General features: G+C 42.5%; 7 protein-coding genes. All 7 read right to left on the reverse strand.

From position 1 onward, the window contains the following. Positions 1–4: 4 nt before the first annotated feature. Positions 5–3,154 carry a SusC/RagA family TonB-linked outer membrane protein gene (locus J4N25_RS07485; protein ID WP_207421515.1) on the reverse strand — a complete coding sequence of 1,050 codons (3,150 nt, stop codon included), beginning with the start codon at positions 3,152–3,154 and terminating at the stop codon, positions 5–7. A 19-nt stretch (positions 3,155–3,173) separates the two neighbouring features. Further along, a complete protein-coding gene (locus J4N25_RS07490; RefSeq protein ID WP_207421516.1) occupies positions 3,174–4,265 on the reverse strand; it encodes a DUF5007 domain-containing protein in 1,092 nt (363 codons plus the stop codon). A 29-nt stretch (positions 4,266–4,294) separates the two neighbouring features. Continuing rightward, positions 4,295–5,413: an ATP/GTP-binding protein gene (locus tag J4N25_RS07495; protein ID WP_242695797.1), complete on the reverse strand. Its 1,119-nt coding sequence runs from the start codon at positions 5,411–5,413 to the stop codon at positions 4,295–4,297. A gap of 17 nt (positions 5,414–5,430) precedes the next feature. Beyond that, positions 5,431–6,936, reverse strand: a complete 1,506-nt coding sequence (locus tag J4N25_RS07500) for a RagB/SusD family nutrient uptake outer membrane protein (protein ID WP_242695798.1) — start codon at positions 6,934–6,936, stop codon at positions 5,431–5,433. A gap of 49 nt (positions 6,937–6,985) precedes the next feature. Then, a complete protein-coding gene (locus J4N25_RS07505) occupies positions 6,986–9,964 on the reverse strand; it encodes a SusC/RagA family TonB-linked outer membrane protein (RefSeq protein WP_207421517.1) in 2,979 nt (992 codons plus the stop codon). Between the two features lie 219 nt (positions 9,965–10,183). Further along, the gene (locus J4N25_RS07510; protein ID WP_207421518.1) at positions 10,184–12,625 is read right to left on the reverse strand and encodes a glutaminase family protein; all 2,442 of its coding nucleotides are present in this window, start codon (positions 12,623–12,625) and stop codon (positions 10,184–10,186) included. Positions 12,626–12,645: 20 nt separating this feature from the next. Beyond that, on the reverse strand, positions 12,646–14,907 hold the full coding sequence (locus J4N25_RS07515; protein ID WP_207421519.1) for a glycoside hydrolase family 2 protein: 2,262 nt from the start codon (positions 14,905–14,907) through the stop codon (positions 12,646–12,648). Between the last annotated feature and the right edge of the window lie 65 nt (positions 14,908–14,972).

A 14,972-nucleotide genomic window follows, 5' to 3' on the forward strand; every position in this document is an offset into this window, starting at 1 on the left:
GTTTTTATTTTCCAGAGTTAAGCTCCATGTTTAAACCAATACTATACGTCCGCGGAACAGGATATCCGTCAGAATTATCACGTCCCAGACTGTTCACATTCTCCGGATTTGGCCCACTGTATCTTGAGAAAGTGGTAAGATTATTGGCTGTGAAATGGAGTCTCAAATTATACAAGCCGATTTTCCTGATCGCTTCCTTATTGAAGGAGTACGACAGCGTAAGATTATTTATCTTGAAATAAGAGCCTTCTTCTGCCCATAAAGTCTGATCTTTTCTAAAAGGCAGGATGGCATCATACCGGGCATAATCGTATGGGTTCGGATATTTAGCCTGGTCTCCGGCTTGAGTCCAAATATTCAGGTTTTGCAAAGGCACCACAGAAGTAAGTGCAAAGGGATCTCTCATAATAGCGAGCCGGTCTGATAGAGAATTATTCAGAATAGTACGCTTTGCTGTGTAAGAAGCATAAACGTTTAAACCCCAATTTTTATAAGTGATATTCGTTGAAAGACCTCCTGTAAAAAGCGGCTGAGAGTTTCCGGAAATTTCGTAGTCAGCTCCATCCAGTACAAAGTCGCCATTCACATCTTTAAGATTTGGATCCCCAGCTTCGAAAAACCTGCCATTAGTTCTATATTTCAACCCCGTTACTGGATCTACAGGGACATCCGCATCTGTTGCATAGGTTCCCTGATTGACCCTTAAATAATTTGAAAGGGTATTTCTTCCAACCCGGTATACCAGGTGCTGTAGAAACCTCTGGTCGTCATCAAACTTGATGAACTGTCCGTATTGCTCCAAAGGCAGTTTCGTGAGGACATCCCGGTTTAATGCGCCATTTGCAGAGAGGGACAGGTTCCAGTTTTTCCCTGGTTTGAAGGGGCGTACCGTTACCGCTAGCTCGTACCCGTAGTTGGCAATAGCAGCATCATTACTTACTACTTTATTAAAGCCAGTAATATTTGCTAATGGACGGTCGATCAGCATATTCTCCACTTGCTTGAAATAAGTATCAAAGTTGACTTCAAACCGGCTATTGAAAAGAGAGGCATCAAAACCCAAGTTATACTGTACAGTAGTGGTTGGCTTTAAACGAGGATTCGGAATCTGGTCATAATCTACTCCGATAGATGGATTATTATTATAGCTTCCATTTACATTATATAGTCCATAGATGCTTTGTAAATTACCATTTGGACTAATATTCTTACCCCAGCTCATTCTCAGTCCGGCATTGTCAAGCCACTTGAGATCCTGCATCCACTCTTCTTTAGAGAAATTCCAGCGAAGGCCAAGTGATGGGTTCTTGGAGTAAGGATTTTCCATCCCACTAAGAGAAGTTCCATCGAGCCTGTAAGAAAGGTCTACGATATATTTCTTTTTATAATTGTATGAAAAGGCTCCTGCAAATGATGCAATCCGCTCATCCCTGTAATTATCCAGCACACCACCGCCACGGGAGAAGTAGGAATCGTAACCTACCGGGCCTTGCAACTGATCATTTGCTGTTTTCTCTTGCCGGATAACATTGGCCTGCCTTGCTTTCTTATAGATTTCGTTAAAACCATTAATAAATATCTCATGGGAGCCGAAATTTTTAGCATATGAAAGGTTATTCCGGTTATAAAGCGTATAATTTCTTCCGGTAAAACCGTAAACACTTGCAAACTGATTATTCGCCGCCGCCGGGCGGAAGGAATCTTCTGTGTCAGATGTGTAATCATAACTTACGTTAGATGACAAGGCGAGGCCTGGAACAAATTCATAACGACCTTCAACGTTTGCCCTTAGGTTCCGCGAGTTGTTATTGTTTGTTGTCCTTAAAGCTGAAACAACACTTGAAGTTGCTTGGTAAAATGATGGAGGGGGCAAAAGAGAGGATGCCTGTCCGTTTGCCGCAACACCCTTTTGTAGTAATCCTACTCCGTCTCCCTTGCTTTGTTCGCCCACTGCACCAAAAAGAGCACCAAAAAACCGGAACCTGTTGTTCGGCTTGTACTCCATGTTCATGTTCACGCTATACCTGTCAAAACCCGTATTCTTGATCACTCCCTTTTCGGTATAATAGCCCAAATTGGTTTTATAGTTGAACGTTTGATTTCCGCCGTCAATAGCTATATTATGAGTCTGATTAAATGTCGTTTGGTAGAATACCGACTGCCAGTCGACTGAATTATTGAAATAGGCATTTAAGCTGTCTGAAATGAAAGGAGTGTAACCCAAACGGTTCAAATCGGCTTCCGACAACTTGTTCTTCAATATTTGCTGGATCTTTAACTGGCGTTCTGCATTTCCACCTATTGTCTCCCTAAGCTTCGGTGGAGAATTAATAAATGACTGAGTTGAGTACCGGACACGTGGCACCACTGAGTTTCCACGCTTTGTAGTGATGATGATCACACCATAGGCCCCTCGTGATCCATACAGAGAAGTTGCCTGAGCATCCTTAAGGATTTCGATACTCTGAATATCCTCAGGCGGGATTAAGGAGGTAGGACTAATACCAGGCCCCTGCGTTTGAAAGCCAAATTCGGACGCTTTATCTGCGTCTAAAGGCACCCCGTCGATAATGTAAAGTGGCGATTGCTGTTGTAGATAGGAGTCACTTCCCGAGCCTGTTACAGACAAGCTCGAAAGTCCGCGAATTTGAATGGACCCACGGAAGCCCGGTGCACCTGTATTAACCTGAATATTTAAACCCGCTACTTTACCTTGCAAAAGCTGTTCAACATTCGACACAGGAACGTCCTGTATCGCTTTTTCACCGATAGTGGTAGAAGCTCCCGTAGTGATCTCCTTGGAGCGCTTTTGGTATCCCCGGATCACAACTTCCTGAAGGCTTCTTTTATCGCTCTCCATGTACACGCTCACCGTGGTTTGATTAGGTTTTAATTTTATTCGCTGAGTAACAAAGCCGACGTAGGAAAATACGAGCGTCGCGTCAGGAGCTACATTAATGGTAAATGTTCCGTTAATACTTGTATTCCCAATTGTTTTTGGTGGCGTCCCTGTTGCAATGGTTACTCCTGGAAGTATTCCCCGTCCCTCCTTTTCAACAACAGTACCTGTAACCCTGACTACACTCTGAGCAAAGATGCTGAAACATCCCAAACAGGCTATCAGGGTGATTATATAAGGAAAAGTTCTTTTCATGATATTCAATTTTGCATCATTAATCGTCTTCAAACTTTGGATCGTCAGTCAGGAATTGAAATACAATTTCCCAATCACCTTCACGGAAAATCGAAAAGTTCAACCCTATGGTCGCCGTACTTCTTGTTCCTCCGAATACTAATCTGGAATATTGTAACTCAACTCGGGCTGTATTACCATCTGAATAGTTAGTTCTTCTTGCTGTTAAAGGAATAGGATAGGCTACATCATATTGCACATATTCGTTGGTCTTCACCATATTAAAAGCATGCAGCATGGTTGTCCACTTGGTCTCATTAAACTTTGCTGGATTAATGGCAACGCCACTTTTGTCAATTGCCTTGATTCTAAGGTTGTGACCGTTACCACCTGTAAATGGTCGAATGAACACGACAACATCCTTTACATCATCATTACTTACAAGGTCTCTATTGGTGTTCTTTCCAACTACCCTGGAAAGACCCGGTCTTATATAATCCCTCCTGAAGGGATTGTTTTTAAACTTCGGATCAGGAGCAACACCGCCGGTGAAATCATTCCGATCATTAGAGGGAAAGTACGGCCGTTCTATAAAAGGCCTTATTTGAAAATCTTTCAGAATTACAGAACCTCCGGTATTAGTAACCTTAACATCAAAATAACGGGTATTTTGAGGCAGGTTGCTGCTATCTGCCGCTCTTGGAGTAATAAGTTCATTATTAGAGGAAGCCCAAAGAATAAACTCTCCAGATTCTCTTACCTCAAATAACGGGCGCTCCTCGAGCTTCCTTTTCGACTGAATTTCCTGGAGGCTTTTCTCATCTCCGGTATATTCTTCCGTCCATACCCAGACCGGCCTGGTTTGGAACAGATCTGTAACTGGTCGTCCATCTCCCCATCTGGCATTAATAATCTCAAACTTCATTGGCCAGGTGGAATTATCGGTATTTAATCCTTGCCGGGTTATTGAGGTACGCCCAAGAATTGGTTCTAGAATCTTGTTGCTGTAATTAAGGTTCGGACTTAAGTAGTCCTTTTCTTCCGGAAGATCAAAGACCTTTTCGCAGCTGCTTAGGAGTACAATCATTCCAAAGAAGGCAATAAGTCGGTTTATCGTTGCTATTATAGACATTGATTAGTTTTTTAAATAAATCCCCTATTTTATTTAGAAGGTTCGTTTATTGACCATTCTGCAAGCTGGAAGGCAGAACCACCGAACCTCATTGAGTTGAAGGTTATGCGGTAATAACGATATGGTGTTCTATTATTAAAATAGAAAACACGTTCCATAAACCGCTCCCTGAACACTTCCTCATTACGGGTATCGAGAGTAGTCCAAACTCTATTATCATTAGATCCATCCAATGACCAGGAAGCTGGGTCCCTGTCTTCAGCATCATTTGCCGAAACAAGGGTATAGGAGCCGGCAATCACAGGACTGTTGAATTCGAACTTCAGCCATCCTCCCCTAAATGGATCTTCCAGAAACTTAGTGTTTCGGTCGCGATCAATAACCCTATTGTATCCTTCAATATTATTAGGATTGCAGGCAGAACGGGCACAGCTTGAAACAGTGATCTTGCCTCCAACCTTTACAAACAAATTTGGGGGAGGTGGAACATAAGTGAACCTACTGACAAATTGCCGGAAACCAAAGATGTGGTCAGAAGATACTACGTGAACAATACCGTTCTTAGTTTTTATATTATTGGAAGTAGTAGTTGTAGACACCCAGTTTCTCACCAAAGCACTTCTATTCGTATTCTGGAAGACAATATTATCGGCGCCTCCGCTAATATACCCTGAGGATGAGCTCGTTCCAAGTCTGGCGTTCATTGGGTAATTATACTTTACCCCAAATAAATTTACTCCGTCCTGAAAATCAAGGAGCTCGGTAGTATAGTTCCCCTTGATGATATATTGCGACATCATCGTGTCGAGATGGACTGCCTCCACAGAGCTGATGGCTAAAGGATTCAACTCCGACTTTTTTCGAAGGTTATTTAAATTGGTAAGAGCTACCTGAAAGCTTTGGTTCGGAACAGCAAACAAGGTTACCTTGTCGTTCTCCAAAATATTCTGATATCCCATACGGTCGATCACCTTAATCAGGGAATCAAATACGCCCGGCTTACTTTTCAGGTATTCATAGGTATTACCATTGAAGGTTTTATCTTCCACCCCAGCATTGTAGAAACCTGAGTCTTTACTACAGGAATAAACACATGCGAGCAGGGTAGCAAACGCAGGTATTAAAGTTCTTAAATACTTACTTTTCATTTCCATTGCTTCAGTTCTTATTCCCAATATGGGTTTTGCGTTAATAAATTATTCTGTTGCAACACTTTCCTTGAAACTGGCCAGTAAATTCCTCCAGACCTGATCAGGGTTGTAAATGCGGTGTTATTACCTTTAATTTTATTATAGCGCACTATGTCATACCAGCGGTGTCCCTCTCCCATCAGCTCACGTTGACGTTCTTTAAAGATAGCATCAACCAGGTCGCCATTAATATTCTGATCATATGCTTTCAGGCCTCTCAGTTGTCTGATAATATTCAGAACCTCTATCGCAACCCCCGTTTCCCCGAGTACAGCCAAAGCCTCTGCCCTAAGAAGTGCGATGTCCTCTAATCGTGTGAAAACGACCGGACTAGTGAAGTACCGGAAATTGGGGTCTGTTTGTCCTCCCTGAATTGCTTTAATTTTACTAAAAATGGGGTATCTGCCATTATAGTTGCTGAAGTATGCAGCGTTACGGGGATTTCCCAGCGTATCAAGGCTGAAGCGCTGGTCATCGGCCTCATTGAAAATATTCAATATTGAATCCTTTACCATGTAGATATCCGGAACCTTTTTAGTTACTACCGGTTCAGCCAGAGTTAATTCTTCAATATGACCGGTGGTAGAACCGTCACCGTGACCGTAATCGGAGTTAAAACCCAGTAAATGGTTAAATCTTTTTGCATCAAAGAACCCATTTCCACGGGTTAGTTCGTCTGTAGGAACCCATGACATTGCACTTTTTCCATAGTTATCTATTACAAATTTGGAGTACTTTGAAACATCTGCGTAATTACCCTGCCAGGCAGCAACGTGAGCCAGGATCGCATAAGCTGAAGTTTTTCTTGCCAGAGCACCTTCCCAACGTACGCGATCTTCATTGTAATAATTGCCCTGCTGCTGCGGGTCATTGTCGCTATAGATAAAGGGAAGATCGGCTGCGGCAGCTAGAAGCTCTTTTTCTACCCAGGCCATTACCTTGTCTTTGCTTTCCCGCGGCATCTTTTCAAAACTCCCGTCGTGTGAAGTGATGATAAAAGGCACATCACCCCAGATCCTAACCATGTAGAAATACGCAAATGCTCTAAGGAACCGGGCCTGAGCAATATCAAGCTTCATATTACTTTCGGTATAGCGCAGGTCCTTCTCTTTTACTTCCGGAATCCGTTCAATAAATAGATTTGCAGAATTAATTGCCCTGTACCATCTTGTCCAGTTAGAAAGCTCTTCTACGACAGGAAAAGACGCATTTAAAGAATTTCTGATCACTGCGTTCAAGTCTTGACGAATTGGACTGGCAAAATCACCGGAACGTACGTCACCGTAGATCCAGTGAGCATTGTTATCTATGAGCGCTGCGCGGGTAAGTGCATAAACACCCATTAGCGCTCCGCGGGAATCCTCCAAGGAGTTCCACATATTTTCTTCTCCCACTGTCCTTACTGAATCAACGTCGAGCAGCTTTTTACAGCCGGAAAGTACGGTAGCTAAGAGTAAGCATGATAGTATTATCTTTTTCATCTAGTTTCTTTTAATTCAGATACTTAAACTATGTGGTGTTAATTTGAAGCTATAATTCCATCTTAACCCCAAGTGTAAATGTTCGCGGAATTGGAAGTCCATAACCCGTGTCATAACCAGTGTAGTCTACCAGTTCAGGATCGCGGCCTGAATATTTACTGAGTGTGAAGACGTTATTAAGCGTAGTATAGATATACAGGTTCTGCAGTTTCATCCGTGAGCGAGCAGCCTTAGTTAGATCATAACCTATAGAAAGGCTGCGCAACTTCAGGAATGAGGCATCTTCCATAAAGAGATTCTGGTCTACCCGATAAGGTAATACCGTGCTCCAGGGGTTGTATAGAGGATATTTGCTGTAGTCACCTGTTTTTTCCCAGAAAGTGATCTCCTTAACGGAATTAATATTTGACTGTCCCTCCCTGTTTATGAAATCAAAGCGGTTAGCCATATTTTGATTTATAATGTCCCTTCCCAGGTTATAATAGAAATTGAGGTTTAAGTTCCATTTGCCAAAAGCGAGGGCATTATCAAAACTTCCATAAAGGATTGGCAGTGCATGCCCCATCATTACTTTATCAGAATTATCAATAGCATTATCACCATTGATGTCTCTCCATCTAGGATCTCCACCTTTCAGTGCACTTCCATTAAATTTCATTACCTCGCCGTCTCTAACCGGAACATCTGCATCCGATTCGTATATCCCATCATTCTGCAGTAGCCAGTACGAATCCAGGGCCTCTCCTACTTTTAGTAGCCTGTTGCCGATCTCTACCTGCTCAACACCCCCTGGCAAAGCTTTTAAACGGTTTCTGTTAACATTGAATGATAATGATGAAGACCATGAATTTTTAGGACTTCTTATAATATCCCCTGCCACTATCACGTCAATTCCCTTGTTGCTAACAGACATTCCGCTTTTGATAAACTCTCTGTAGCCATACTCGGCACCATCGGGCACTCCGAATAACAGGTCCTTTTCTGTTTTAGAGTATAAAGTAGCAGCAAAGCGAAAACGGTTATTTAGGATTGCAGTACTTACTGTTCCATTAACCTGATCGGAATAGGCCCATGGAACGCCATATCCAACCCATCCGAAGTTATAAGGGCGGGTAAGGACCGCGAAGGCATTGTATCCCGGCACCGTAACATTACCCGTATAACCCACGTTGGACATATACTGCGGACCAGCTGCATAATTATCATAGCTATTTAACCTGCCAATACGGCCTATACCAAACTTAAGATCAAGAGCAGATATTCCTTTAGATTGGCTGAACAACTCATTCTTTAAGTTCCATGCAACCGAAGCTGTTGGAGAAAAAAACCAACGCTTAGTAGGCTGAGCGTTCGAAGAACCATCAACTCGTAAGGTGGTAGAGAATGAGTACTTGTTTTTTATAGAATAGTCGCCGGTAGTATATGCGGACAACAGATTAGAGCGCGTACGGTCTAAAAAACGAAATACCAGCTCCTTAGGGAAAGCGCGTGGTAAGAGATATTCATTTGGCTTGTTGGGATCTGAAAAAAGAAGATTTATTTTGATAAAATCTGATGATCCTTTGTAAGCGTAGGCATTATTATATTTATAGGTGTCCCACTGGATAGACTGACCTAACTCTAAATGTAAGTTATCCCCAGAATCAAATGCTTTGTCGTATTTCGCACTATTGGTTAGCAGGAACCGCTGATTGAATCCGTAATAATTGGAAGCGTAACTGGTATTTTGCATTAAGGACCTGGAATAGAAAATATCCCGGTAGCCCTCGTTGTAATTTACCGCCAGACGGGAGTCAAACCGAATAGCACCCAAATCTAATCCCAGGTTGGCATAGCCATCAATTATATTGATTTTATTATCGTCGAATCCCTTATCATAGAGCGATAAATAGTCGCCATAAACCTCCTTATTCGGACTAAGTGGCGAGCTAAGGTCAGGGAAATAATTAACCTGGGTAAATCGATCCCTCAGGCTCCTGTTCCTGTCCCTTTCCACGCGGTTAGCATTTACCATTGCGGAGAACAACAGCCATTTTACAGGGCGCATATTTATGTTAAACCTTGTGCTATAGCGATTAACTGCTGTTTCATCGGCAACTCCCTGGTTCTGGAGATTGCCTAAGGAAAAGCGGAAATTAGCCCGCCTTGTCCCTCCAGTTATGGAGGCATTGATGGAATAGGACATTGCATTCCGGTAATACAGATCAGACCAGTTTGATGGACCAAAATACCCTGCACTTAGTGAATCACTTAAATATACGGGGTACACCTCGTCCTCAGAATTGCGGCCCGTAGCGGTATATAGGTCGTAGAAACGTTGCCTGAAAGCGTTCTCATAATTACCGTTAATGGTAGTTACTCCGGGTCTGGGGGAGTAGCCTATATAAGAGCTGAAGGTAACACGACGAATGGTATCGGCGAGTTTTGATTTTAAAAGAATGATCCCATTGGCAGCCTGGGGACCATATACCGCTGTCGCCTCTACATCGGACAGCACTTCTACCGATGCGATGTTATCCATATCAATGTTTGAAAGGACATTCGTGGCAGGACCAATCCTGTTGAAATTGTACTGCTGGATATCATAAGCAAAAGGATGCTCGGTTACCAGTGGCATTCCATCCAGTATCACTAAAGGTTGCGCGTCGTAGACATGCCTCGGAGAAAGCAAGGGTAGCGCTGAGCCACGAATGAACATGGTTTGATTAGTACCAGGTTCACCTGATGACTCCTGTACGTTTAAGCCTGCGAACCTTCCTTTTACAAACTGTGGAAGGGTTACTGCAGGAAACAGCGACAAGTTGAATGGTGTAATTGCAGGAAGTTTTGCCGACATACTGTCTTTGGAAGACGATCGGGAAGCGTGAGCTTTTTTGTACGCGTGTACAGAATCACGAAATGCTATTTTCTTGACAGAGAATACATTTCGAGTCTCAGGAGTTCGGATTTTCTTTTCATTTTCGACACCAGATGCCCTGGAAATACCAGCAACTGCAAAAACAGAAAAGGCTAACAATAAGTATCGCATAATTAGTGGTTCATAATTTGCATTAGTTAATAGAATACTTTGTAAGAGCTTCCTCTTAAGCTTTAGAATAAAGCGCTCTAAGTGTTGAGATTGGTTAGTATTTGTTTGATCATAATTAGAATTATTAAGTTAATTGATATTTTTAATGGAAATCTTAAGCCATTATTAGTAATGGAGATCAAAGTGCAGCTTTCGTAACCGCACTTTGATCTCCATCATTTATTTCAGTTTATGCTCAAGCATTTTTATGAAGTAGGCTCCAACTACACTACGGGCAGTAAAGTTCATCCTTCTGGAGTTTATGGTCCCATGCCAGTCACTCAGTGGCACCCTGTCTGGTGTTTCAAGAGCATACTTATACATGGGGCTTACTAATGCATTAAAATCTTTCGAATTATCAGCCAGAGTTGCTGACCAGAGAACCCAATCTGACTTGGTATAAGTCTCGCGACTATCAAGTGGCAGGCCGTAAACGTTCTGTTTGGTTAAATAGAAGTTCACCTCTTTTTTATAAACTTCTTCAGGGAAAAGGTTCAGATTCAATACTTTATCCCAAACGAGGTTATACTTCTGGCTCCAACTATTTTTCTGGTTAAACGTAAGCGCATAATGATCACCGGCATCAGCGATGTTCATCCAGCGTATTGCCATATCTTTTGCCAAAGCCTGGTATTTTTTTGCAACATCCTTGTTTCCAAGCATATCTGCCAGCATAGCGTAGCCACCTAATGCTGTGATAGCTTTGACCGACAAGTTAGCGTTACGTGCGAGGTGGCCAGCAAAGTCATCTGTAGATAATTGATTAGCGGGATCGAATCCTTCCTTGCTTAAATAATCTGCCCAAACAGATAAGGTCTCCCAATGTTTCCGTGCGTAATCGGCATTGCCTTCTGCCTTCGCGATAGCAGCTGCAAGAATTAACATGTTGCCCGATTCTTCTACCGGCATATCCTCTCCATAAGTTTGGCCATTAGCAAGTGGATAAGTACCCAGATCATGAGCTGCATAAGGTTTCTTCCAACGACCACTTTCACTGTAGTAGAAAATCCCATTCATCATTCCTTTAAGTAAGTCTGGATTATAAATAAGGAATAAAGGCGCGGATGGGTAAGTAATGTCCACGGTATTAATAGATCCATTACTAAAGTTCTCTTTTGACAGGAAAAGAATCTCACCTTCGGGACTTTTGGTTAGCGTGTGCGCTGAAATAGCTTGTCTGTAAACAATTTCGCAAAGCTTCGCATATTGCTCCCCGCCGCTTTTAAGTGCATCATCGTAAAGCTTCTTGTCAAAGTCGACGCATTTCTTCATGATTGAAGAATACTGTTGTGAGGCAAGAGCAAATTGATTTTCGATGGTTTCAATACCGTTGATATTCCACCATGGCCTCAGGTTATTTTGAAAATACTGAACGGCGAATATTTCGTCATAGCCGATCATTATATAGTTATCGACCGCAGTTCCTCCCACTGTACCTACCGGAATAATTGTATTGAGCCTAAGTTTAGCCCCTGTCATTTCGGTAGCTGCGGGGTCTGTGCCCGATATAAAATTGTTTAATGCATCTGCTTCCGTGCTGATACTTTGAACAGCGTTAGTTTGCTGAGGTACAGCAACATACAGAGAGCCCCAGTCTATCCGGACATCGTCGCCGCTTCTTTTCAGAAGAGGTTGCTCTATAGTGCCTGCTTTTAGGATATTCAATCCATTTCTCGAATACTCCACTCCTTTTACCGGCTGGAAAGCTGCATGAACCGCGATAGAACTTGATGCTCCGAAGTAAAGCTTTACCTGGTGCTGTTTGCCATCGTTGGAGCTCACTTTTGTCGAGATATAAGAAACCGGACGGGCCATCAGATCCAGGTCGTCCATCAGTAATGGAGAAGTAAAAGTTACGTTAAGGTCGACACCTCCACAGGTAAAACCATAAATAGTTTGGGTAGCATTGAGGTCGATGCTTTTCTGCTTCGCCTCAAGAACTGCGGGGCCTTTAATAACAGCTTCCTCTACCAGCCCAAGATCCAGCCATCTTCCTCCTGCTGTGTTCGCAACATGAACTGCAATAATGTTCCTTCCTGTTTTTAATAACTTCTTATTAACAGGAATATAAGCAAACCCTTCTGTCCATCCTGTCTTTGTATACGCTGGCTTACCATTGATATAAACCTCAATATTATCGTCGTGATTTAACTTCAGAAAAACTGGCTTCTCAGTAATCTTATTAAGATCGAAGGTTCTTCTTACCCATATATCGTTGCTTTTCCACTCAGTTCTAACCTGGCCTTTTTCTGATCCAAAAGGGGCGGGACCACTTTTCCAGGCATTGTCATTAAAACCCAAGCCTTCCCATCCATTAGATGGTTTTGTCTCTGTGTACTGAACGCTATACTCGGCCTGATCCCCAGCAGGCAGTATTGGAGTATAAATCTTCTCTGCCTTACCCATAAAATTATAGATCTTGCCGTCAACACTTACCATTCCATTTAAAGACTGTTTAGCCCCGGTCCAATGAGTTGTTGTAGCTGCATTAAGGGTATCACTCCCTGACCAAATACTAAAATAAGGGTGATGGGTAATTAAGGGATAAGCAGGAGCCTGTCGCTGTTGTGCATATGTACTTGCAGTCAATAGCAAGGCCGCTCCTAAAAATAATCGCTTCATAAATAATCTATCTGTGTGTTCTATTTGCGTACTAGTGAATTCGTACTTTCTTTTTTACTCATTAAAGTAAGGCCAGCATCGATGAACTGTCCTCCTGTGTTTTGATGGCAATGAATGGCTATAACATTTTTACCATTTGCCACCAAAGCTTTTTTCGCAGCATCTTCAATCGCTACCAGCGTATATTTAGGTGTGTAACTTTTAATATCCGCGGCTTTAACACCGTTGATGTATACCTCACAGTCGTCGTCATGATGAATGCTGAGCATCAACTCGTCTTTGTTGATCCTGGAAAGATCACCAAGGGTAAATTCCTGCCTTAACCAGATATCCTCTGTGGTCCATTGTGTTCCGATAACAGCTCCAGGGGTTCCCTCTTTTCCAAACCCACCTTTGCCTGACTGCCAGTTTTGATCATTGAAGTCTTTACTGAACCAATTACCTGAAGGTTTACTAAAGCTATACTTCCAGATCTTTGCATCACTTTTTGCGTTAGCCAGAATATCTCTCAGGTAAATATTTCCTTTGATTACGCGCTCATTCGATGCCCTGATCTTATCTATTGATCCTTTTATTATCTCACGGTCGTAAGTAAGCAGGCCGTTTAGTTCTATCTCCACATCAGTGATCTCGGTATAGACCGCAGCACTCAGGCCATTATTCGTTTTATATTGAGTGAGGTCGTTTGCAAACTGATCATATAAATTCAGGTAATCCTTTTCATTGTCAATCATGATGTAGGTAGGGCCGGTTTTCCAGGTATGACCAGGAATAATGAAACCAATTCCGCCATACTCGCCTACAGCCAGGGTTTGGGTGGCACTTGGAGCAGGGACATCAGGAGGAGGATAGCTATGAATATCCATCACATCTCCTACACCGTAGTGACTTCCGCCACTAGCCTGATTAACCAGTCTTGTTGGATCTAATTGCTTTACTTTTTGTACCAGGGCTTGGGTATTATGCTGTGCCTGACTTTCATTGAAAACGACCCAGCTAATTATAGAAGGAGAATTCCAATGGGTTTTAATCATACGCGTTAGCTCGGATGAAAATGCTGCAGTATCTACAGGAGGCACATGTTCAGTATATGAGTTTGGAGAAGGCATATCCTGCCATACCATTAAACCTAATTTATCTGCCCAGTAATACCACCTGTATGGCTCAACTTTAATATGCTTACGAACCATATTGTAGCCAAATTTCTTGATCATCTCCAGGTCGTAGCGCAAAGCGGCATCAGTTGGAGCAGTATAACCTCCGTCGGGCCAGAAGCCCTGATCCAATGGACCAAGCTGGAACAGGAATTTGTTATTCAGGAACATCTTTTTGATTCCGTTCTCTTCCCCTATCGAGATCTTCCTCATTCCGAAATAGCTGTCAACCGCATCTATGCTTTTAGTACCTTGTTTTAATGAGAGACTTAAGTCATACAAGAAAGGGCTATCTGGTGACCAAAGCTTTGCATTTTTAACAGGCACGCTAACCTCTCTATTTGGCTTTACTGTGAGGGTTTGTATAACCTTCCCTTTATCTTTTATCTGTACAGCAACATCTAAATCTTGTGCTGGATTATTCGTTTGAACAAGAAGCTTTACTACAGATTTATCTATGTCCGGAACAATTTTCAGGTCGCTTATACTGGTTCTAGGAACCGGCTCAAGCCAAACTGTTTGCCATATCCCAGTAACAGAGGTGTACATAATTCCTTGTGGATTTAATGTTTGTTTCCCGCGGGGAAATCCGCCTTTATCGGTTGGATCGTATACCCTAAGTGCAATATCCTGGTTTCCGGCTTCTTTTATCTGTGCTGTAATATCATAACTGAAAGGATCATATCCACCAGTATGAACACCGAGGCTTTTTCCGTTTACAAATACTTCTGTTTCGTAATCAACAGCCCCGAAATGCAATAATACCCGTTCACCTTTCCATGATGCAGGAATATTGAACTTACGGCGGTACCAAATGCTCTCATGATGTTCCATTACCCCTGAAAGGGCAGATTCAACGGCAAACGGCACAAGGATGGAACGTGATAGGTTACCCGCAGGTAAGGCTTCTGTTCTGCTTGAAGCAGGTTGAAACTGCCATAGTCCGTTCAAGCTAAGCCATCTGTTACGGGCAAACTGAGGGCGAGGGTACTCGCTCAATACATTTTTCGGATCTACATCCTTCGAAAATTTACTCATTAATGCCGCTCTTTTCGGCTGCCATTCCTGGGCAGAGGAAATGAGAGGCAAAGAAAGAGTCGCAATAAGAATTAATTTTTTAAAATTCATACGCATTTATTTATTAAGTGGTGTGTTTATAATTTCTCGTGCTTTTTACAGCTAAAATTGGTTCG

The sequence above is a fragment of the Desertivirga brevis genome (assembly GCF_017355835.1).

Excerpts from the sequence above, each read along its gene's own strand:
- J4N25_RS07485 (WP_207421515.1), bottom strand. The coding sequence starts at position 3,154 with ATGAAAAGAACTTTTCCTTATATAATCACCCTGATAGCCTGTTTGGGA.
- J4N25_RS07505 (WP_207421517.1), bottom strand. The coding sequence starts at position 9,964 with ATGCGATACTTATTGTTAGCCTTTTCTGTTTTTGCAGTTGCTGGTATT.
- J4N25_RS07515 (WP_207421519.1), bottom strand. The coding sequence starts at position 14,907 with ATGAATTTTAAAAAATTAATTCTTATTGCGACTCTTTCTTTGCCTCTC.
- J4N25_RS07490 (WP_207421516.1), bottom strand. The coding sequence starts at position 4,265 with ATGTCTATAATAGCAACGATAAACCGACTTATTGCCTTCTTTGGAATG.
- J4N25_RS07495 (WP_242695797.1), bottom strand. The coding sequence starts at position 5,413 with ATGAAAAGTAAGTATTTAAGAACTTTAATACCTGCGTTTGCTACCCTG.
- J4N25_RS07500 (WP_242695798.1), bottom strand. The coding sequence starts at position 6,936 with ATGAAAAAGATAATACTATCATGCTTACTCTTAGCTACCGTACTTTCC.
- J4N25_RS07510 (WP_207421518.1), bottom strand. The coding sequence starts at position 12,625 with ATGAAGCGATTATTTTTAGGAGCGGCCTTGCTATTGACTGCAAGTACA.